We start from the raw sequence: 19,959 nt of genomic DNA, 5'->3' as shown, positions 1-19,959 counted from the left end.
AATGCAGCCGGGCCCCCGGCGGCCGAAAACGCCAGGGGCCTGCCCCGGCGCTCCCGACCGCCCCGCGCTCCCGCCCCTCATGCCTGCGGCGGACGCGCCAAGTCCGGGTGCGCGTCGAGGAGTTTGCGGGGAGCCGCCTGGCGCCAGGAGTCCAGGAGGATGGCCCGCAGTTCCTCCTCGTCCTCCAGCGCCCCCAGCCGCACCCGCAGCCACGCGTAGTTGTCGTCGTGACCCGAGCGCAGGAAGAACTTCTGCGGCTCCGCCGCGATCAGCTCCTCCCGTTCCTCCTTCGGGCACTTGACGCCCATCACCCGGTCGTCGTCGTCCAGTGAGGCGAAGATCCGGCCGCCCGCCTCCAGCCGGAAGGTGGGCATGCCCCAGGACAGCTTCTCCATCGCGCCCGGCAGCGCCAGCGCGATTCTGCGTACGTCGTCGGCAGTGGCCATGCGACGACCGTACGACGCACCACTGACACACGCCCGTGACCGCCGTGCGAGGACCGCGCATGGGTCCCCGCCGCGGTCCGGCCGGCTACACCGGGCCTCAACTGCCCAGCACAGCGCGCGCTTTTGACCCAAAGACCCCCGTGAGGGCTGAACCTACGCTGTGCCGCGTATCCAGACAGCGCTTTCCCTTGTGCCGGACTCATCTGCACCCGGGAGCGCCATGAGCAGCCACGGACCACAGGGCTCGACCAGCCGAGGCGCGGCGCGCCGCATGGACGGAACCGGCACACGGCGGGTTCGTGACCATCAAGCCGAGTGCGGTATTGTTCTCATGCGCGTTCGGCCGGGGGAAACCCCAGGTCACACGGGCACCGGGACGTGGCGCAGCTTGGTAGCGCACTTGACTGGGGGTCAAGGGGTCGCAGGTTCAAATCCTGTCGTCCCGACTCGAAAGAGTCGCAGACCAGGGGCCGTTTCAGAGAAATCCGAAACGGCCCCTTGGTCATTTTTCCGGGACCAGTCGGGGGACGAGCCTCCTTGGCCGCGACAGGTGACGGCGGCGACCTGCCTCCGTACCGATGGCTGGGGGCGGGGCGTGTTCAACGCCGATGCCGGCGTGGCTCCTGTTGTCACCGTGGATCCAGTAACACGTGGCCGGCGTCCTTGCCGAGCGGCATGTGAGTGAATTCCCACGGAAACACTTTCGGCCGACTTCGATCCTGATTGGCTGTCCGGTTCGGCGGCATAGCGTTGCCCCGTCAACGGACCGAGCGCGGCCGACTGGGGATGCTTCGTGGTGTCGCACGTGGATGTACGCAACAAGGACCGAGCCTTCAGAACACTCGACGGAATCCGCGGTGTCGCCGCGCTGTGCATCGTGGTTCTGCACTCGCACCGGTACTTCGGCGACCCCCTGCCGTCCGCACAGATGGCTGTCGACCTCTTCTTCGTGCTGAGTGGATTCGTCCTCGCGCATGCCTATGAGGAGCGCTTCCGCGAAGGCATGAGTCCCTGGCGCTTCATGCTGGCGCGGTACGTGCGGCTCTACCCGGTGTACCTGCTGGGCATCGTTCTGGGGTTGGTGCAGGCACTGGCCATGATGCGGTACCAGGGGCAGGAGGTGATGGAGAACCACCCGGAACAGCAGTGGACATGGTCCGAGCTGCTCGTGGACCTTCCCTTCGCGGCCTTGATGCTGCCCGATCCGTTCGCCACTGCTCTGTTCCCGCTCAATGGCATCATGTGGTCGATCTTCTTCGAGCTGCTCGCCAATCTGGTGTGGGTACTGTCCCGTCGTCTCCTGGAATCCACCAAGGTCCTCGTCGGTGTCGTCCTTGTCGCCGGGGCACTTTTCACCGGTGCTGCCCTCTGGTGGGACTCCACAGCACTCGGCCCCGGCTGGAACACATTCGCCGGTGGCTTCGTGAGAGTTCTGTACTCCTTCATGCTGGGAGTTCTGCTCCATCGTTTCCACCGCGCCGTACGCGTCCCTCGCATTCACCCGCTTCTCCTGCTCGGAGTCCTGCCGGCACTTGCCGCCCTGGATCTGAGCACCACGAGCCAGCTGCTCTGCGCACTGGTCGTGTTCCCCTTGCTCGTCCTGCTGGGAGCCAAGACCGAGCCGCAGGGGGCCACCGCCTATCTGTGCAGCAGGATGGGACTCGCCTCCTATGCGGTGTACGCCCTGCACAAGAGGCTGTACATGCTCAGCTGCGGAGTCCTTCTGCAGTTCTTCGGTCTTCGGGTGGAGCAATACGCGCCATGGAGCGGTCTGGTCTTCCTCGTGCTGCTGGTCGCGGGTTGCGTCCTCCTGGCCGACCGATTCGAAACTCCTGCCAGGCGGGGGCTGTGGCGCCGCCTCGCCCCGTCCGAGGTCGTGACGTTCAAGGCCGTTGCGTCACGTCCCCCGCAGAGCGAAAATCCCGATGCGGGCCCGGACGACGCACGCCCGCAGGTCGGCCCGTCGTCGAAGAGCTCTTAGGCCGCACACAGGGACAGGGTGAAGGGACCGAATCCGACCGAAGGAGTCGGAGATCCACCTTGTCACGGCCGGAAGGCTTCGCTTTGCCGGTCAGAATCCGGTGAAACCCTCCCGGGAATCCGGCTCCTCCTCCGGTTCAGCTCGTGCGGCAAAGAAGGACCATTCCGGTCACGCGCTGAGACACGAAGGGGGCCCGCTCTTGCGGTCAGGTCTGGCGAGGAGCGAGGGACCAAAGCAGATCCGCACCGTGATCGCCAGCCATGAAGGCCACACGAGCGCACCTCTTACACCGTCCTGACGAGCCGTGTGGTGAGCCTGTTTGGGGGGAGCCGCCCACGTCTATGGATCCGGTGCTTGGACGGCAGGCCTCGATTGTGTGCCGTCGAATGCGAGCGCAGAAACGGGTCGGTGTCCGGAAACAGAGCCACGGCGGGAAACGGACACGGCAGACAGCTCTGTCCTGCAACGCGGTCCGACCCTCCATATCGGCAAAACAAGAAAATCATCCCTGATCAAGCGTCGTCCGAAGGAGCCCCAAACGATGCCCAGACGCTCCGGATGGCGAGTCGCACTGGCCGCCTCCACCGTAAGCCTCATTGCCGCAGCTCCCCTCATCGCTGTGGAGCCGGCACTGGCTCAGCCATATCCGCCAGGCCCAAGTATTGAACTCGACGACGTCACACTGGCTCCCGGCGATGAGGTCGACTTCGTCGCGACCGGATTCCAGCCGCACGAAGAGGTCGAAGCAAGTCTCGTCCCTGATGGCGACGGCGCGGCGGGCGCTGCCGGGGCCGCCGCCAGTACCACTGGATCGGTGAACAACGCCGTCCTGAGAGGATCCGCTTCGTTCCCGGCGCTCCTTTCGGCCCCGTCCACCGGCGACGGTGACGACGGTCATGACGACGGCGGCGACGACGGTGGCCGGGAGACCGTGGAACTCGGCACCTTCTTCGCGGACGCGAATGGCCGCGTGAGCGGTACTGTCACGATTCCCGAGGACACCAAGCCCGGCGAGTACGACTTCACGCTCGAAGGTCTGGAGTCGGGTCTCGTGCTGACCGCACAGGTGACCATCGAAGGCGACGACCACGACGACGACCACGGTGACGACCACGGCCGGGGTGACGACGACCACGGTGACGACCACGGCCGGGGTGACGACGACCACGGTGACGACCACGGCCGAGGCGACGACCACGGCGACGACGACCACGGCCGGCCCGGCCACGGCGGCGGCGACCACGACGACGACCACGGCCGATCCGGCCACGGCGGCGGCGACCACGACGACTCCTACGACGACCGGGGCGACCACGACGACTCCGACAGCGGCGGCAAGTCGTCCGACGACCACGGCTCCTCGCTCGCCAAGACCGGCTCGTCGGATGCAACGGTGGCCATGGCCGCCGCGGCAAGCGGCCTCGTGCTGCTGGGCGGAGGATCTCTGGTCCTCGTCAAGCGTCGGCGTTCGGCGGCTCACCAGAAGTAAGTCGAATTCCTGCTCGTAGCGTCGGCAGAATCTCGGACAGCACTCAGCTGTCCGAGATTCTGCTGCTTGCCGTGGCGAGCCTTGCTGAGCAGCCAGAGGGATGCGCTTGCTGTCGCTGACCCGCAGCCCCCGCCGCGAGTCGCCGCGCACACGGAGTAAGCGGCCATTGAGGGAGGAAATCCCGATGTTGCTGTTCCTCTCTCCCGCTGCGGCCCTACAAGCCGGTCGTGTTCGCTTCTGGCCGGCAGACCATAAGGGATCATGCGTGGTGTAGCGCCATCCTCGATCGACATCCGATTCAATCGCCGCGTGCGTCGCCCTGTCGGTGGTGAATGACAAAGCCTGCGGCGGAGATGGCACATGAATGGAGCAGATTGCGATGCATATTCTGCGGCTGAGTTACCGAGTTCCGCCGATGCCGGGCGGGATGGAACGCCATGTGGAATGCCTGACGCGTGAGCAACTGGGCCGTGGGCACCGTGTGACCCTGGCTTTCCGTCACGGAACGGCAGTGCCGGACGGTGCCACGCGCCTGTCCCTCGGCAGGACCGCTCTGTCACGCTTCCTGGCGCCGAGATCCGACCGGGCCGCCTTCGCGGCGGAGGCATCGGCGACGATCCGGCGGTTGACCGGCGGCTCACATGCTCATGGCGTGGATCTGCTGCATCTGCACGGTGACCAGATCGAGGCCCTGTGGCTGGGTCCCCTGTGCCGCCGCCTCGGCATCCCGCTGTGCATGACCGTCCATGCCAGACTGTCCGACCGGCGACCGCGACTGACCCGGCACGCTTTCCGGTTCGTGGACGCGTTCGTCGCCCTGGGGTCGGGGACCGCGAGTGATCTGGTGGCATGCGGAGTGCCCGAGCGACGCATCCTCACCATGTCCAGCGGTCTCGACCTGTCCCGCATGCCCCCGGCCGTCGGCCCCGAAGGTCGTGAGCCCGGACTGATCGTCAGTGTCGGCGCGCTGGACCCCATGAAGAACCACGGCCTGCTCATCGAAGCGTTTCACGAACTGGCCCGAAGCCGGTCCGGGCTGCGCCTCGTCATTGCGGGCGAGGGTCCGGAGCGGGAACGTCTCGCCGAACTCGCCGCCGCCGGACCGGGAGTCCAACTCGCCGGTGCGCTGCGCCGGGACGAGGTGTACGCACTGGTGCGCCGCGCGGAGGTGTTCGTCCTGGCATCGCGGCGTCTGCCGGGGAAGGGTGAGGGTGTACCCACGGCCGCGCTGGAGGCATTGGCGCTGGGCACCCCCGTCGTCGTGTCGTCGGAGGCTTCGCTTGATCCGGTGGTCACGATCCCGAACGCATACCGGGTCTTTCGTGCCGGAGTGAAGGCGGATCTGGTGGGCACGTTGCGCACCCTGCTCGACGACGCCCCTGGGCGGCACGTCATGAGCGAGCGCGGGAGACGCGCGGCAGCGGAACTGGGCTGGCCGGCGGTCGCCGGAAGGGTCGAGGAGTGGTTTCGCGTGGCGCTGGAACGTCGTCACTCATGCGTGCAGGCGGGCCATTTGGCCGCGCCATGGCGTGTCCCATAGTCGCATAACGGGGCATATCGGAATACTGAGATTATCCAGTCACTCAGGGCTATTTCGATGAGTGCGGCGGGCAACTGAAGAGAGGGAAAGCGCGTGAGTGGAGCACCGGCAATCGAGGACGCAGTGGTCACCGGAGCCGCTGGATTCATCGGCTCTCACGTGGTCGAGACTCTGCTGCAAAGTGGTGCGAGGGTCGTCGGCGTCGACCGTCGATCCCCCCGAGAGGATCCCGAGGCGGCGCGCAACCTCTCCAAGGCGTTGGAGAATCCTGCGTTCAAGCTCCTTGAGTGCGACCTCGTCAGCGACGAGATCAAGCCTTGGGCGAACGGCGCGGACACGGTCTTCCATCTCGCCGGCGTGCCGGGGGTCCGGCCGTCATGGGGAGGCGCTTTCTCCCAGTACCTGGAGTGCAACGTCCTGGCCACGCAGCGGCTCATGGAGGCGTGTGTCTCGCTGGGCGTCCGCCGTGTCGTTCTCGCTTCCTCGTCCAGCGTCTACGGCGACGGCACAGGTCCGTTCAGGGAGGACGGGCTCACGGCTCCGCTCTCGCCGTACGGGGTGACCAAGCTCGCCGCCGAGCGTCTCGCTCTCGCCTACGCCCTCGCACCGCAGAGCCCCACCAGCGTCGTCGCGCTGCGCTACTTCACGGTGTACGGCCCACGGCAACGATCGGACATGGCCATCGGCCGCATGCTGCGTGCCGTGCTGACCGGTCGGCCGCTGCGGCTGTACGGGGACGGCCGCCAGCGCAGGGACTTCACCTACGTCGGGGACATCGTGGCCGGGACCCTCGCTGCCGCGACCGCGACGGCGACCGCAGAGGCGGTCAACGTCGGCGGCGGCAACAGCGTCTCCATGCTCGACGTCCTGCGATGCGTCGCCGAGATCACCGGGCAGGAGGTGCCGATCGTCAGTGACGCCGAGCAGCCGGGCGACGTCCAGGTCACTGCCGCTGACATCACCAAGGCACGTGCCCTGCTCGGATATGACCCCTCCGTACCGTTGAGGGAGGGAATCGAGCGTCAGTGGAACTGGCTGTCCACTCACGAGCCGGCGGCCACAAGTGCCCTGAGCTGACGGCGTCTTTCGTGGAGCACCACCGAAGGGCTCTCGCGGTCGGGCTGCCTCGGCTTTTGAGTGTCTGTCCGATTCAGCTGCCGTGGAAATGTGGGTGACTTCGCGAGTGGCTTGTCGATCGTCCGTCAATGGGTCGAGCACGCGGGAGCGGTTCCTGTGGCTTCGCCGGCCGGCGGATATCTCGCGATGCATGCCGTCCCGGCCGGAGTGCGGCGGTATACGGCACCGACGATGGCCGACTTGGTCGAGCGTGCTGAATCCTTCGCCACTACGGCGGCCGCCTTCGTCGAGACTCTGGGATGGAGTACGCCTCAGATCTCAGAGGTGCTGGACGAGTACCGGGAGGTCGAGTCAGGACTGAACGACCGGTACAAGGATGTGCGCCGGAGTTCCCCGTGACCCACGGCGTGGAGGCGCAGACCGGCGCCTTTCTCTACGCCGTCGCCCGGTTGCTCAAGCCGAAGACCGTGGTCGAGACGGGAGTCGCGGACGGCCGCTCTTCGTTCGTCATGGGCGCGGTTCGCCGATGACCCGGATCGTCCAGCTCGTCGGTGGCTCTCGTCCTGCCCCAGGAGCTCCGGCGGGTGCGGTGAAGCGGGCTGGTGAACAGCTCGGTGCCCCTGCCGGGCTTGGGCTGTTCACCAGCAGAAGACGGCAGCCCGCCCGGCACGTCGACGTCTCTGTCAGCCGCTGTGCGCCTTCTGGCGCCTTCGTGCCTGCGCACCGAGACGCCGGGCGGCCTGCTCGTAGAGGGGCCCGGGCAACACACTTCTCGCGACCATGGTGGACCAGACGTACGGTGGCCGGTGGAGGCCGAGCCGGTAGCGCCACGCTGCCTGCAAAGCGGTCCGCCTCGGCGGGGTCTCCTGCGTCAGCCACTTGCGCATCGCGGCGCTGCCGCCTGGCGCGGCCAGTGTGTCGGGGGTGACGAAGTGAACCTGCCCGTCACGAAGTCGCTGTTCGACGAGTTCCTGACGGTGATTCTGGCTCGGGATCTTCCTTACGTCGAAGTCGACGTACACGCTCGTCAGCCGGCAGATCGCGCCGCTGTCGAGCAGGTCCTCGAGCACATCGCACTCACTTCCCTCACAGTTGAGTTTCACGAAGATCTCGTCGTCGGGCGAGGTGTTGGCCAGCAACCAGTCGGTGGCCCGCAGCAGTGCGACGGTTTCCTGCGCGGGGCGTGCATCGGACTGTGTCTTGTCCGCGTAGACACTCGCTCCGAGGAGACCGCTGCCGTAGAGAGTCGTCGTTGTCTGCTTGTTGGAAAGCCCCGCGGGAACGATGGTCAGCCGCGAGTCCCGGAAGCTGCGGAGCAGGCGCTGGCAGGTGCGAGAGGGTTCGAACGAGTAGAGCGTGTCGAATCCCCAGCGCGGGTCCAGGGCGATGTCCAGTGACTCCCCGTAGTGTCCCCCCACGTCGAGAAAGATTCGCACGGTGGATTCCTTCCACGGATCTCATGCCGGCTGGACGGAACCTCTGTCCGTCCAAGAGGACAAGTCTTACGGCCTCGAACCGAGAAGTGAGGTCAGACACGCCCCGGCTCAGGGAACAGGCGCCTCTGCGCAATGTCACCCCTGTTCTCCCGAGCACCCGTGTTCTCGGCGGGAGCGGGCCGGCCAGGGATGTGCCCGAGGTGGTCCGGCGGCCCAAGGGACGTCCGTCTCACGTGGCCGCGACGGAACGGATGAGAGCGGCCACGGCGTCGATGTTCACGTCGAAGCCGTATTGCGCGAGAACGTCGCCGCGTACCGCGGCCAGTTGCTCGTCGCTGGGCGGGGACGCGAGGACCCGTCGTACTCCGTCCGCGATCGAGGCGGCATCCGGTGCCACCAGCGTCACGCTCTCCCAGCACGCCGCGGCGGCCGGAATGCCACCCACCGTGGTCGCGACCACCGGCACCGCGGCGGCCGTGGCCTCCAGAAGGGTCCGCGGCAGTCCTTCGTCCCGGGAAGAGATGACGAAGAGATCGGCGCGGGCCAGTTCCGCGCGGATGTCGTCGACTCCCCGTGCGCCTAGGAAGTCCACATGACCGGTCAGGCCGAGCTGGGCGGCCTGTGCGTTCAGCTGCGCCCGGAGCGGTCCGTCCCCCACGATCCGCAGCCGTGCCGAGGGGAGCGTTCGCACGAGCTCGGCCATGGCCGGCAGGAGGAGGTCAAGGCCCTTGGAGGGATGGAGCCGGCCGACCGTCAGGAGCCGAGGCACCTCCGGATCGGCGAGCGGCGGCCTGTCCCGCCGCAACGGCTGCTCCCAGACGGGCAGCAGCCGCGGCGGGACGAGTACCGACGGGATGCCTCGCCGGGCCAGCCCGTCCTGCATCGACCGGGCGACGACCCGGCAGCCGTCGGCGTGCCGGGTGAAGGCGACGGCTGCCCGCCGCAGCACGATCTGCCGCCAGCGGCCGAAGACGGCGACCGGCAGCGCCAGGAGGTCCCCGTGGACGTCGATGAGCAGCGGACACCTCGTGGCGCGGGCGACGATCCAGGCGGACGGCCACCCCCAGGGTTCACCTCCGTTGATCACCACGGTGTCACCCCTGCCGAGGGCGGCGCGCGCGACGCGCACTCCGTGGCGTGCCGCCCCGGCCGCCCAGACCAGCGATCGCAGTATCCCCGGGCGCCGCGGGCGCCTGAGCACATGCAGCGCTCCCCGCCGGCACTCCAGTTCGGGGCCCGCCCAGATGCATTCGGCGGCGCCGAGGCGGCTCGCGAGTGCGGCCCAGGTGCGGAAGTCCGCGGAGTCCTGGACGTCCGCCTGCCGGGAGCCCGAGAACGTCACCACTGTGACCGGGCGCTGCGCCGGATCGACGGCCACGGATCCGGCGGACTGCAGTCCGGCGGTCATGACGGGTCGCCCAACACGACCCAGACGAACGTCGAGTCGTCCCAAGAGGTCATGTCTTCCTCCAAAGTAGGCCGGCTGGTCGTGGCACTGTGGAACGGGAGCCTGCTCGTCCTGCGTGGACGCAGAACGTGCATGCGTCGCTCTGCGACGCGTCCCCTGGCCGCTGGGGCTGGGAGACCTCCACGCATCCGACGCCGCGGACCGATCCTCGAAGATCGTCCGGACAGGACCGAGTGGAAGCCGCCACAGCCTGACACGGCCGACGCCGGCAGGGGCCGGCGACCGGGCCGCCGGGGCCATCCGTACACCCCTCCGGCGGACATCCGCCCGGGCGTCGTTGCACCCGGAGGAGTAGGCCGTTCCGCGCGCCGGATCCGCAACGGCTCGCGCCGGGGCAATACTCGGCCCTCGACATGTCCAAGGACGCCTGCTCATTGTTCTTCCGTCCGCACTGCGACGTCTCGGCGGGACTCACACGAGGAGCTGTCCTGTCTGCGGCGGAGGAAACAAGATGCCGGTACTTTCGCGACAGGCCGCGCCGATCCTGGCTCTCACGGTTTCGGTGGCTTTGATCGCCCACTTCGCGGGCCCCGGCGGGCCGCTGCCCGTGGCGGTCACCGCCGTGATCACGCTCTCGGCACTCTTCCTGCCACCCGAAGTGCTGCTGGCAGCAGCCCTCGTGACGGGCAGTGGCCTGGGCTTCACCGCCCTCCAGTCCCCGCTCGTCGGGCCGCTGCTGCTGCGCGATCTGCTGGTGCTCGCCTGCCTGGGCTGTCTCCTCCAGCGGCGTGAGGGCGACGTGACGCTCGACAGAACTCTCGCCGTATGGCTGGCGCTGTTCGTCGGCTGGTCTCTGCTGGCCACACTCCACGCGGGCACATCGGCGACCCCGCTGCTCCGGATCGCTGTCTACGGCGCGGTGTTCCTGCTCGTGGCCCGTCACCGGACGCACCGGAAGCCGGTCTACGTCGTCGTCACCTGCTACGCCCTGGTCAGCGTCGTCGGAGGAGTGATTCAGGGCCAGACGAGGCTGGTCGGTCTGGACATCGGAGATCCCGCGCAGACCGGGGGCCTGCTCCTGGCGGCACTGTGTCCGCTGCTGACAGCGGAACTCCGGACGCCCTGGCGGTGGCTTGTCGGTGCCGTACTGCTCGGCGGCATCTGCCTGACGATGACCCGCAGCGTCTGGTTCGCCACTGTCGTCGTGCTCGTCGTCTGGGCCTGGAAGAAGGTGACGGTGCCCAGGCTCCTCGTCGTGTTCACGGCGCTCGCCCTGGTGGGGCTGCAGACCGTCAGCTGGGTCACCAGCGTCTTCGGGCTCAACTCCACCAGCGCGGACTACCGCTGGCAGACCATCGAGGCCGGCCTGCGTCGCGGGATCGAAAGCCCCCTCTTCGGCAGCGGATGGGGCTATGCCTCCTCCAGCATCGACCAGGCCGTGCCGTCCTATCTCTACCAGGCAGTGGACCACGTCCTTCCGTACAACCTGTTCGTGTGCGTCTTCGCCTCGGTGGGCGTACCGGGCGTGCTGCTGCTCGCGCTCTTCCTGTGCCGGCTGCTCCGCTGTCTGGTGGCGAGGCGCGGCGCGCCGCTGTTGTTCACGGTTGCGGTGCTCGCGATGTCGCTCACGGAGATGACCTTGTATGCCGGGTCCACGCTGACACTGCTGTTCTTCGCCTACGCGGGTATGGGGCTGGCCCCGGCAGCTGATGAACTGAAGTCGTCGGACCGAGTGGCGACGGCAGGAGAAGGAACCTCACGGACGACGGCGGGTGCCGATGCCCCTCATGCCGACGTCGTTCCCGTGGGCTCGCGGGCCGGGGCCGTCGACGGACCCGCGTGCGGCAGCGACCTGACGAGCACCCGCAGCACGAGGAACCAGCACGCCGTGCTCAACGCCAGCAGGCACAGCGAACCCGAGGCGTAGGCCAGCGCCATGTGCTTCGGGCCCTCCCAGAGCTGGGTCACGGCGACCAGCATGCCCAACTGGCAGACACCCTCGGCAGTCAGGAACGCCAGCCGGACGCCGGGGAACCCGAGGGCCGCCGGCAGCACCTTGCCCCAGATCACCGTCCCGCGCAGCGCGGCCCCGGCCAGAAGCACCACCGCCGCCGTCGACAGCGCCGTGTACTCGGCGCCGTACACCAGGCCCAGGAGCAGTCCGGTGAGGGGAGCCGCGACCGCCACAGCCACGGCCCCGACCGCTCCGGTCAGGACACTGGAGCGGAGGGCGTCCTTCGTCACCGCCGTACGGCGTCCATGGGCTCCGGCCAGCGCCAGGCGCGGATAGAGCTGTGCTGCCACGGGGCTGACGAAGCTCAGGAAGAAGCGGGACATCGACGTCGCCACTTTCAGATAGGTCACCAGTGTGGGCCCCCCGAACACTCCGGCGAGCACGGAAACGCCGCTCTCCGAAGCAGCGGAGACCGATCCTGTCGCCGATGTCTTGACCAGGAACGGCATGAGGCCCGCCGGCAGTGCGACGGGCTCGGCGGCAGGCGGACCGCACGCCTCGCGCACGCGCCGGACAGCGTCGGTGGTGAGCACGACCGTCGAGACCAGCCCCGTGACCACGGTCGCCGTCAGATACCCGACGGGGCCGGCCACCAGCAGCCCAGTCAGCGTGACCACACATCCGAACACGGCGACCGCGAGACGTACAGCGCCCAGCCGGAACAGCTGGCCGGTGAGCGCGTAGCCGGCGGAGGCGCTTCCCGCGGGTGTCGCAACACCGGCTCCCAGCACGGCGGGGATCAGTAGCCACAAAAGCTCGGCGGACAGCCATCCGGTGGCAGCGGCAGCGAAGGCCACCACCACGCCCACGATCGTGGCCAGCAGCCCGGTGGCGAAGTCGAGGCGGACGAGCCGGTGGTAGAGCTGAGTGCCGCGGCCGGCCCCACGCAACTGCTCGGCAGGTACGAACCGCTGCTGCGCGTCTTCCAGGCGGGGGTCCCACAGCAGGAACCAGACCGTTGCCACGGACTGGACGAAGAGCACCTGTCCCGCGTCGGCGCCGCCGACCTGCCGCACCAGCGCGGCCGTGGTGACGAACGAGAGTACCGCCTCCACCTGGCCGGCAACGGTCAGCGAGCTGAAGGTCCGCAGGTGGCGTTTCCAGGCCCGGCGCTCGCCGACCGGCCGCGACGGCTTCACAGGCTCACGGCGAGCGTGCGACCGCCGATGAGCGGGCCGACCGCGACGAGCCCTACGGCGACCACATCTCGCGATTCACTGCACGCGCCTCGTCGCACCTTCAGCACTCCGTACGCTCCTCAACGCCCCTTCCGGGTATTGACGCATGCCCTCAGGGCTCTCATCCCGACTGTTTGTGTGTGTCCCTCCTGCACCACTCCGATGCAGCAACATCACTCCCGTGCGGCCCCTTCACATCGGAGCACGGGTGGGCCCTTACGCCATCCGGTGGTTTCGGGCAGGCGGACCGCTCGGGCACCACGCGGGGGTTATGTATGCATCTGTCGGAGGACCGCAAGGGCCGCGATGCGCAAGGGACCGACCGAACTCATCTGAGGAGCGTGAAGAGATGACGACCCCGTCGAGACGGCGTTCCGCCTCGCTCACTTCGTGTGAGGCACCGTCGAACCTGCACCGGCGGCTCCGATGAGGGCTCTTCGTGCGCGCTTTTGGGTGGAGCGAAAGGGATGGACCGGCTTCGGCCGGCCGGCCGAAGCCGATCCAGCACCCCCGTCGTTCCGGCGGCGGGTCGTCTACGTCGTCGGGGCGGCCGTGCTGCTGTGTCTGGCCGGGGCCGGGTGGATCGCGGTCACCGCCCTGATCGCCCGCTCCGAACTCCTCGCCGCCCAGCGTTCCTTGGACGCGCTGCGCCATTCGTTCTCCGGGCCCGCGCCGAAGGCCGCACAGACGGCCGGCGCGCCATCGTCCGCGGATCCGGAGGCGGCGATGCGATCCGCGGCAGAGCATGCCGCCCGGGCCCATCGCCTCACCTCCGGCCCCGCCTGGTACGTCGCCGCGGAGGTACCTCTCCTCGGCCGGCCACTCACCACGGTGCGCGGTGTGACGCATGCCGCCCACCGTTTGACGAGCGATGTGCTCCCTCCGGTCGTGACCATGGCGGCTGGCGGCAAGGACTCGCGCGACGGCTTTGAGGCCATGCTGTCCCGGCTGGACAAGACGGCTCCTGAACTGGAGCGGGCGGCACAGGTGGCCGCCGACACGAGAGACGACACCCATGAACTGCCGTCCCGTACATGGGTGGGGGCCGCCGACCAGGCGCGGGCCGAGTTGGTGCGCCGGCTCGACCGGATCGCCCCGGCGATGACCGACGCAGCCGTGGCGGCACGTGTGGTGCCGCCCATGCTGGGCGCGGACAGTCAGCGGCGGTATCTCGTGGTCTTCCAGAACACCGCCGAGGCGCGCGGCACGGGCGGACTGCCCGGAGCGTTCGCCGTACTCACCGTCGAGCAGGGGCAACCGCGCTTCGAGACCTTCGGCACCGACACGATGCTGGCCGATGCCGAGCCCTCGATCGATCTGGGGGCCGAGTACAAGGCCCAGTACGCGCGCATGGACCCCGTCGGCACCTGGGCCAACTCCAACATCAGCCCGCACTTTCCCCATGCGGCCCGCATCTGGTCGGCAGCCTGGTACGACCACAGCGGAGAACGGGTGGACGGAGTGATCGCTCTCGACCCCAGCGGACTCGCGAGGCTGCTGCGGGCGACCGGTCCCGCGCGGATGCCCGACGGTACGGAGCTCACCGCCGACAACGCACTGGACCTCGCGGAACGAGACGGTTACGCGCGCTATCCGGACAGCGTGCAGCGCAAGCAGTTCCTCCTCGACGTGGCGCGTACGGCGGCCACGTCGCTCATGGAGGCCTTGGGCGACCCCCAGCGGCTCACCGCACTGCTCAGAGGCACGTACGACATCATGGCGGAGGAACGCCTGAAGGTCTGGAGCGCCCGGGAGGACGAGCAACGGCTGCTGATGACCCGCCCGTTGAGCGGTGCGCTTCCGTCGACGCCGGATCCCTTCGCCGGCGTGGTGGTCAACAACGCCGCGGGGGGAAAGCTCGACTACTACCTGGACCGGGAGCTGCGCTGGACCCCGGGCCGCTGCACCCGGGACGGGCGGCTGGTCACCGCGCGGATCACACTCACCAACCGTGCCCCCGCCACAGGGCTTCCCGCGTACGTCACCCAGCGCGGCGACAAACCGTCCTACCCGACGCGACCCGGTGACAACAGGCTGCTGGTCTCCTACTACGCCAGCGAGGGCGCACGACTGACCGATCTGACCATCGACGGCCGTCCCGCGATGCTGCACAGCGGCGTCGAGCGCGGTCACCCCGTCTACACCGCCGACGTGGAACTGCCGGCGCAGAGCACCCGCACCGTGACGCTCCGGCTCGTGGAGCCGGTCAGTCACCGTGCGCCGGTAATCCTGCGGCAGCCGCTGGTCACGCCGCTGCGGACCCTCGTGGAGCCCTACCCTGCCTGCGGTGCCTGAGCCGGACACACCTCCCCGCGGGCATACTTCTCAGCGGACGCACCTCTCAGCCGAGACCCATCGCCACGGCGATGCGCTCCACCGAATCCTCGATACGCCGCACGCACTCCCGTGCCAGTGCCTCGCTGCCCCCCAGCGGGTCGGCCACGTCGTCATCGGTCGGGTCCGCCGTGGCCGCGCCGCGCCTCGCCGCGGCCCCCGCGACGAGCGCGGCGAACCTGGCGGCCGGATCCACCAGATCCGCGCCGTCCTCCGCCCGCACCAGCCGGGCGAACTCGCGCAGGCTGAAGGCACGGGACAACGCCCGCACAGGCGCCAGGCGCACCGCCGCCTCACGATGCTCGACCCCCGCCCCGAGCACCAGGTCCGCGCTTTCGACCAGCCCGGCCGTCAGCCGGCGGGCCCCCGCCCGCGACGGCTCCCCGCCCCGTGCGACGACCGCGGAAGCGGCCGCGGTCTCCATCGGAGTGCCCGGGACGGCACGCGTGCCCGCGCTGCTGAGACGAATCGCCTCCCGCACCGCGGCCAGCCGCTCCCTCAGCAGGCACTCGGCGAGCGGGGAGCGGTACAGGTTGGCCGTGCACACGGTCAGCACATGGAATTCCGGCACACGTGATGTGCCGGAGGGAGAGGCACTGCCAAGCATTACGCCCGTACGTTCTGACACGAGATCGCCGTCCATCAGCCGCGTACGCCGCCCGCCCCGGCGGCGTACAGTTCGTCGAACCACGCTGTCGTGGCCTTCACATCCACCGCCTCGGCGCCGGCGCGGGCACCGGCGGCGAGTGCCGCGTGCACATCGGGCCGCATGGCCCGCAGCATCGCCTCTGCCAGCCGCCTCGGGGAGCCGTGCGGCACGAGAATGCCGTTGTCGCCGTCGCGCACCAGGTCGGGCACACCGCCGACGGCCGTGGACACCACCGGCACGCCCGCCGCGATCGCTTCCATGACCACCACGGGAAGGCCCTCGTACGAGGAGGACAGCACCAGTGCGTCCGACGCTGCCACCAGACGGTTGGCTCCCGCGACCGCACCCAGGTACCGGACCCGCTCCCGCAGCCCCCGCCGGTCGACCTCCGCGAGCACCTGCTCCCTCAGGGGGCCGTCGCCGGCAAGGACCAGGAGTGCCTCGGGGCGCCGGGCGAGCACCTGTTGCGCCGCCTCGATGAGCAGCGTGTGGTTCTTGGGCGTACGGAAGTTCGCCACGCACGCGAAGACGAAGGAGTCCGCGGGAATCTCGAACTCCGAGCGCACGTCCTGGGCGCGTCGGGCCCAGGAGCGCTGTGCGGCCACGTCCACGCCGTGGATCCGGGTCCGCACCCGGCGCGCTCCGCGCACCGTACGTGCCTGCGCCACCTGCGGGGACACGGCGACCGTGACATCGTCCAGCCAGCGAGTCGACCGGTCGAGCAGCATGGTGAGCGGGCGGTACCACACCGAGTGGACGGTGGAGACCAGCAGGGGACGGCGGCGCATCAGACGCAGGAACGGGCGCAGCAGAGCCGCCGGCGCGGGGGAGTGGACGTTGACGACGTCGGGGGACTGCCTGCGTACGACACGGACCAGCTGGACGTAGCGCAACCATCGCGGGACGGACCGCAGATCGACGACGTTCACTCCGCAGGCACGCAGCTCATCGGCGAGCGTCTCGGTGGAGGCACGGAGGAACACCACGGTGTAGGCGCGGTTGTCGCGAGGCGCGCCACGCAGCCGTTCCACCAGGAGGACCTCGGCGCCACCCACGTCGAGTGACTTGATGACCTCGCAGATCCGGGCCGTCGTCACCGTGCCACCCGCCGCGCCCCGCGTCTGCGCGCCCGGGACGGCAACGGGCCGGTTCCCCGCCCTCGGCTCTCGCGCAGCCGGGCCTCGACCTCCGGCAGGCGTTCCCGCGAGACCGCGAAGACATCAGGCCCGCGGGTGCCCGGGCCGGGGACGAACCGGTCCAGCCAGGGCTCGTAGTGCATGAGTTCGTACCCGTGGTCCCCGAGCCAGTGGCGCACCTCGTGGACCGACGAACCGAACCGCGCGAGGAAGGGATCGACGAGTTCGAGGAACCACACCGGCGGGTCGGCACGGGACAGCAGCTTCTCCGCTCCGCGCAACGCGCAGTGCTCGGCGCCCTCGATGTCGAGCTTGCCCATCGCCCATGAGCGGTCCGGCAGCGTCTCGTCGAGGCGTACGACCCGCGCGGACACGACCTCGCCGACGTCCTCCGGGGTCCGGATCCGGGAACCGGTCCCGCGCAGCACGAAGGGCAGCGTGCCGGGACTCTCTCCGACCGCCAATTCGTGCACCGACACGGAACTCAGCCGATTGTTTTCCACGTTCTCGCGCAGCCTCTGCACATAGACCGGGTGAGCCTCAAATGCGTGCACCTCGCCCATGTCCGCCACGACTTTGGCCGCCAGAAGAGTGAAGATTCCCTCGTTGGCGCCTCCGTCGATGAATCCGTCACCGGGGCGCAGATAGCGCTTCATGAAGGTCATGGCCTCGAAGTCGGGCAGGCCGCCGAAATAGAGCAGACGGCCCACCTGAGTGCTGTCAGGATGGGTCCGGAACCGCATGCCGTCGTAGACCTTCAGGTCGAAGGGCCTGCCCACCAGGCGTTTGTGCGCCTGCCACAGCGCCATGCGCGCGTAAGCCCTGGGGCGCCGGCCCCGGTTGGCCGGATGGTTCCAGATCAGTCTGAGCATTTCCTGCACGGTAGTCGGCATGGGCTCCTGCTTCCGACGCAAATGGGCAGTGCATTTGCCGTCCGTCTCCTGAACGAGGAGACCCGGCTGGGTCTGTGCCGTTTATATCCGGCACGACCGGGCGCGCCGGGGGCCGCCACGCGGGCTTCTCATGCCCTTGACAGAAAGTGGGCTGCACTCCGCCTAATATCGGCACATGTCGCCCGCCATCCAGCGAATCAGCGGTTCCGGAATTCCTCGCCTGCGCGTGATGAGGGTGATCGCCCGCATGAACATCGGCGGTCCGGCCGTGCAGGTCTCGGCACTCATGCGCGGCATGGATCCCGAGCGGTTCGAGCATCGTCTGATCACCGGATTCGTGGGTCCGGGAGAGGCGGACCATCTGGAGCAGCGCGCGCCCGGTCTCCCCGTGCAACGGATCAACGGCCTGGGGCGTGCCGTGCGGCCCTCGGACGACGCACGCTGCCTCGCCGAACTCGTGACAGCCATGCGCCGGTTCCGGCCCCACATCGTCCACACGCACACGGCGAAGGCCGGCGCGCTCGGCCGGACCGCCGCCGTACTGGCCCGGGTGCCCGCACGAGTGCACACCTTTCACGGCCACCTCCTGCACGGCTACTTCTCGCCGGCGAAGACCAAAGTCGTGGTGGGCGCCGAACGCGGACTCGCGGCCCTCACCGACCGTCTGGTCGCCGTGGGCGGGCGGGTACGCGACGATCTCGTCGCCGCGGGTATCGGAAAGGCCGCTCAATACACGGTGGTTCCACCCGGAACCAGGCTCGCCCCTGCGCCCGACCCCGCCGAGGCCAGGAGCTTGCTGGGACTCCCGCAGGGGTGCCCGGTGGTCGCGTACGTCGGGCGCATCACCGCGATCAAACGGCCCGACCGTCTCCTCGCCGTCGCCCGTGAGGTGCACCGGGCCGTACCGGAAGCCCACTTCGTGGTGTGCGGAGCAGGAGACTTCCGGCCGGATCCGGAAGCCGTCGCCGAACTCGGCGACTCGCTGCACCAGCTGGGCTGGCGCGCGGACGTCGAGACCGTGTACGCCGCGGCCGACGTGGTGCTGCTGACATCGGACAACGAAGGCATGCCGGTGAGTCTGATCGAAGCCGGGCTCGCCGGGCTGCCGACCGTGGCCACCGACGTCGGCAGTGTCGCGGAGGTCGTGCAGAACGGAACGACAGGCCTCCTGGCCCCACCGCGGACCGCCGACCTCGCACGCCACACGGTGACGCTTCTGCGCAACCCGCAGCTGCGCCGGGAAATGGGGGCGCAGGCGCGTGCCTTCGCCACCCGGCGCTTCGGCGAAGAGCGCCTGGTGGCGGACACGCAGGCCCTCTACACCTCCATCGCCGTCGCCCGCGGCTGGTGGACCGCACCCTCGTCCGAAAGGTGAGCACAGTGAACGTCCTAGTCACCGGAGGTGCCGGGTTCATCGGCGCCAACCTGTGCCGAGAGCTCGTGTCGCGCCCGAACCTCGGCAAGGTCATCGCCCTGGACGATCTGAGCACGGGCTCGGCGGCCAACCTCGCGGGCACCGACGTGGAACTGGTCGAGGGCAGCATCCTCGACCCCGGACTCCTCGACAGCGTCGTGCCCGGAATGGACGCCGTCGTGCATCTCGCGGCGCGCCCGTCCGTACCTCGCTCGCTGGCCGACCCGGTCGCCAGTCATCACGTCAACGCGACCGGCACGCTCAGGGTCCTGGAGGCCTGCCGGCGGGCGGGCGTCCACGTGGTCGCCGCGTCGTCCTCATCGGTCTACGGAGCCACCGAGGTCCTGCCGAAGCACGAGGATCTGGCGACGCGGCCACTGAGCCCCTACGCCGCGAGCAAGCTCGCCACCGAGGCGTACGTCCTCGCCTACGGAGCCTCGTTCGGCCTGCCCACCCTGGCGTTCCGCTTCTTCAACGTCTACGGGCCGCTGCAGCCGGCCGGCCATGCGTACGCCGCTGTGGTCCCGGCCTTCGTCGACGCCATGCTGCGCGGCACCCCGGTGCGGATCTTCGGGGACGGACTGCAGAGCCGGGACTTCACCTATGTCGGAACCGTCGTCCGGGTGCTGGCCGACGCGGTGATGCGCAAGGTCTCCTGCGACCGTCCGGTGAATCTCGCCTTCGGTACCCGGATCACCGTTCTCGACCTCGCCCGGGAACTCATGGACATCACCGGGCTGCCGGCCGACATCCGGCACGAGCAGCCGAGGGCGGGGGACGTCCGCGATTCCCAGGCGGCGGACGACCTGCTGCGTGAACTCTTCCCCGACGTCGTCCAGGTGCCTTTGAAGGAGGGACTCGCGAAGACGGTGACCTGGTTCCGCTCCCTCCCGGGCTACGCGGCGCGGGGTGCGGGGCGGCAGCCCGCCGAGCCCGTTCCGGTGGACGTGGCCTGACGGGACCC

The 19,959-nt window shown here is 69.1% G+C and carries 16 protein-coding genes and 1 tRNA gene; 11 read left to right on the top strand and 6 right to left on the bottom strand.

Annotated features, from left to right (window positions below):
- Positions 1-77: 77 nt before the first annotated feature.
- On the bottom strand, positions 78-446 hold the full coding sequence (locus AB0K02_RS09730) for an MmcQ/YjbR family DNA-binding protein (RefSeq protein ID WP_365991820.1): 369 nt from the start codon (positions 444-446) through the stop codon (positions 78-80).
- 372 nt (positions 447-818) lie between these two features.
- Between AB0K02_RS09730 and AB0K02_RS09725 the strand changes: the two genes are divergently transcribed.
- The 7 genes from AB0K02_RS09725 to AB0K02_RS09695 all read left to right on the top strand — a co-directional run bounded on the left by AB0K02_RS09725 (position 819) and on the right by AB0K02_RS09695 (position 7,063).
- Positions 819-892, top strand: a tRNA-Pro gene (locus AB0K02_RS09725).
- Between the two features lie 359 nt (positions 893-1,251).
- Entirely contained in the window at positions 1,252-2,427 is a 1,176-nt protein-coding gene (locus AB0K02_RS09720; protein WP_365991819.1) for an acyltransferase, read from the top strand.
- Between the two features lie 814 nt (positions 2,428-3,241).
- Positions 3,242-3,916, top strand: a complete 675-nt coding sequence (locus tag AB0K02_RS09715) for an LPXTG cell wall anchor domain-containing protein (protein ID WP_365991818.1) — start codon at positions 3,242-3,244, stop codon at positions 3,914-3,916.
- 364 nt (positions 3,917-4,280) lie between these two features.
- Positions 4,281-5,456 carry a glycosyltransferase family 4 protein gene (locus AB0K02_RS09710; protein WP_365991817.1) on the top strand — a complete coding sequence of 392 codons (1,176 nt, stop codon included), beginning with the start codon at positions 4,281-4,283 and terminating at the stop codon, positions 5,454-5,456.
- Positions 5,457-5,549: 93 nt separating this feature from the next.
- A complete protein-coding gene (locus tag AB0K02_RS09705) occupies positions 5,550-6,533 on the top strand; it encodes an NAD-dependent epimerase/dehydratase family protein (RefSeq protein ID WP_365991816.1) in 984 nt (327 codons plus the stop codon).
- A 231-nt stretch (positions 6,534-6,764) separates the two neighbouring features.
- The gene (locus AB0K02_RS09700; RefSeq protein ID WP_365991815.1) at positions 6,765-6,932 is read left to right on the top strand and encodes a hypothetical protein; all 168 of its coding nucleotides are present in this window, start codon (positions 6,765-6,767) and stop codon (positions 6,930-6,932) included.
- Complete coding sequence (locus AB0K02_RS09695) at positions 6,929-7,063, top strand: hypothetical protein (protein WP_365991814.1); 135 nt, start codon at positions 6,929-6,931, stop codon at positions 7,061-7,063. The genes AB0K02_RS09700 and AB0K02_RS09695 overlap by 4 nt, the downstream gene beginning before the upstream one ends.
- A 153-nt stretch (positions 7,064-7,216) precedes the next feature.
- Here the strand turns inward: AB0K02_RS09695 and AB0K02_RS09690 are convergent, their stop codons facing one another.
- Together AB0K02_RS09690 and AB0K02_RS09685 are read right to left on the bottom strand one after the other, a co-directional pair.
- A complete protein-coding gene (locus AB0K02_RS09690) occupies positions 7,217-7,969 on the bottom strand; it encodes a hypothetical protein (RefSeq protein ID WP_365991813.1) in 753 nt (250 codons plus the stop codon).
- 229 nt (positions 7,970-8,198) lie between these two features.
- The gene (locus AB0K02_RS09685) at positions 8,199-9,377 is read right to left on the bottom strand and encodes a glycosyltransferase (RefSeq protein WP_365991812.1); all 1,179 of its coding nucleotides are present in this window, start codon (positions 9,375-9,377) and stop codon (positions 8,199-8,201) included.
- Between the two features lie 511 nt (positions 9,378-9,888).
- On the opposite strand from AB0K02_RS09685, the gene AB0K02_RS09680 reads away from it, so the two are divergent.
- Positions 9,889-11,304, top strand: a complete 1,416-nt coding sequence (locus tag AB0K02_RS09680; protein ID WP_365991811.1) for an O-antigen ligase family protein — start codon at positions 9,889-9,891, stop codon at positions 11,302-11,304.
- A gap of 1,718 nt (positions 11,305-13,022) precedes the next feature.
- A complete protein-coding gene (locus AB0K02_RS09675) occupies positions 13,023-14,864 on the top strand; it encodes a DUF4012 domain-containing protein (RefSeq protein WP_365991810.1) in 1,842 nt (613 codons plus the stop codon).
- Between the two features lie 46 nt (positions 14,865-14,910).
- Here the strand turns inward: AB0K02_RS09675 and AB0K02_RS09670 are convergent, their stop codons facing one another.
- The 3 genes from AB0K02_RS09670 to AB0K02_RS09660 form a co-directional block, all read right to left on the bottom strand.
- On the bottom strand, positions 14,911-15,474 hold the full coding sequence (locus AB0K02_RS09670) for a low molecular weight phosphatase family protein (RefSeq protein ID WP_365991809.1): 564 nt from the start codon (positions 15,472-15,474) through the stop codon (positions 14,911-14,913).
- Positions 15,475-15,545: 71 nt separating this feature from the next.
- Entirely contained in the window at positions 15,546-16,649 is a 1,104-nt protein-coding gene (locus AB0K02_RS09665; protein WP_365991808.1) for a glycosyltransferase, read from the bottom strand.
- The gene (locus AB0K02_RS09660) at positions 16,646-17,560 is read right to left on the bottom strand and encodes an FkbM family methyltransferase (protein ID WP_365991807.1); all 915 of its coding nucleotides are present in this window, start codon (positions 17,558-17,560) and stop codon (positions 16,646-16,648) included. Before AB0K02_RS09660 ends, AB0K02_RS09665 begins: the two co-directional genes overlap by 4 nt.
- Positions 17,561-17,756: 196 nt before the next feature.
- On the opposite strand from AB0K02_RS09660, the gene AB0K02_RS09655 reads away from it, so the two are divergent.
- Positions 17,757-18,956 carry a glycosyltransferase gene (locus AB0K02_RS09655; protein ID WP_365991806.1) on the top strand — a complete coding sequence of 400 codons (1,200 nt, stop codon included), beginning with the start codon at positions 17,757-17,759 and terminating at the stop codon, positions 18,954-18,956.
- A gap of 5 nt (positions 18,957-18,961) precedes the next feature.
- Positions 18,962-19,951 carry an NAD-dependent epimerase/dehydratase family protein gene (locus AB0K02_RS09650; RefSeq protein ID WP_365991805.1) on the top strand — a complete coding sequence of 330 codons (990 nt, stop codon included), beginning with the start codon at positions 18,962-18,964 and terminating at the stop codon, positions 19,949-19,951.
- Positions 19,952-19,959: the final 8 nt, after the last annotated feature.

Source organism: Streptomyces sp. NPDC049597 (assembly GCF_040675505.1).
Taxonomy (GTDB): Bacteria; Actinomycetota; Actinomycetes; order Streptomycetales; family Streptomycetaceae; genus Streptomyces.
The sequence above is the reverse complement of the archived record's forward strand: the minus strand, read 5'-3'. Positions and strand labels throughout refer to the sequence as shown.